This is a genomic window from Streptomyces shenzhenensis (assembly GCF_003688995.1).
Lineage (GTDB): Bacteria > Actinomycetota > Actinomycetes > Streptomycetales > Streptomycetaceae > Streptomyces > Streptomyces shenzhenensis_A.
Window position 1 is genome coordinate 1 of sequence record NZ_PENI01000090.1, and the last position, 1033, is coordinate 1033.

Annotated in this window: 4 protein-coding genes; all 4 read left to right on the top strand. The window is 70.5% G+C overall.

Going from position 1 to position 1033, the window contains the following annotated elements:
• A partial coding sequence (locus CTZ28_RS49905) for a helix-turn-helix domain-containing protein (RefSeq protein ID WP_147481314.1) occupies nucleotides 1-159 on the top strand: 159 nt, incomplete at its 5' end.
• Nucleotides 156-647, top strand: coding sequence for a transposase (locus tag CTZ28_RS46315; RefSeq protein ID WP_121895953.1), 492 nt, complete (start codon nucleotides 156-158; stop codon nucleotides 645-647). The genes CTZ28_RS49905 and CTZ28_RS46315, both read left to right, overlap by 4 nt.
• A 20-nt stretch (nucleotides 648-667) precedes the next feature.
• On the top strand, nucleotides 668-841 hold the full coding sequence (locus CTZ28_RS46320; protein WP_220795575.1) for a hypothetical protein: 174 nt from the start codon (nucleotides 668-670) through the stop codon (nucleotides 839-841).
• 9 nt (nucleotides 842-850) lie between these two features.
• Nucleotides 851-1021, top strand: a complete 171-nt coding sequence (locus CTZ28_RS49910; protein WP_121895955.1) for a transposase — start codon at nucleotides 851-853, stop codon at nucleotides 1019-1021.
• Nucleotides 1022-1033: the final 12 nt, after the last annotated feature.

Here is a 1033-nt window from a genome sequence, read left to right on the forward strand (position 1 = left end):
CGCCAGGTTCCGGCCGGGGCGAGGATCACCGAGCGGCTGCGCAGTGCGGCCGGGCGGCGGGTGCGCGACGCGGGTTCCACGGTCGTCCAGGCGTCCCGGGACCTGGGCCTGTCCTGGCCCACGGTGATGGACGCCTTCCGCGCTGCCGGGCAGCGGTGAGTGCCGCGGCCCTCGAACCGGTCGAGGTACTCGGGCTCGACGAGACCCGCCGGGGCCGCATGCAGTGGCGTCAGAACCCGGAAACCGGCAGGTGGGAGCCTGCAGCGGACCGCTGGCACACCGGCTTCGTGGACGCCTTCGGCGTCCAGGGCCTACTCGGGCAGGTCGAGGGCCGCGCCCCGTCGGACGTGCTGGCCTGGTTCGCCACGACACCGCTGGAGTGGCGTCGGCAGATCCGCTACGTCGCGATCGACATGTCCACCGGCTACTGCGCCGCCATCCGCACCGGGCTGCTCCACGCCACCGTCGTGGTCGATCACTTCCACGTGGTCCAACTCGCCGACAAGATGCTCAACATCGTCCGGCGCCGGACCACCGCCGGCCTGCGCGGACGGGCCTGCGACCCGGAATGGAAAGCAAGGCGCCGACTCCTACGCCCCGCGAGGACCTCACCGACGCCCAGTTCAGCACAATGTGGAACGCGCTGATCGACGCCGGGACCATCGGGATGACGCCGCTGACCGCCTGGATCGCCAAGGAACGACTGCGGGACCTCCTCGCCTGCGCCCACACCGGCGCCGACCACCACCGCATCGGCCACCTGCAGTGGAAGTTCCTCACCTGGTGCGCCGACTCCGATATCCCCGAAGTCCGCCAGCTGGCCGTCACGGTGGACCACTGATGGCCCGAGATCGCCGCGTTCATCGCCACCGGCCACAGCAACGCCAAGAACGAAGGCACCAACCGCGTGATCAAGCTCGTCGCCCGAGCCGCCCACGGCTTCCGCAATCCCGCCAATCAACGCCTACGCACACGCTGCATCACCACCCGCCGAGCCCGCGGACACCTCCACCCCACCTAAATGCGAAGACCC

Coding starts and splice junctions, on each gene's coding strand:
- CTZ28_RS46320 (WP_220795575.1), top strand. CDS start 668: ATGACGCCGCTGACCGCCTGGATCGCCAAGGAACGACTGCGGGACCTC.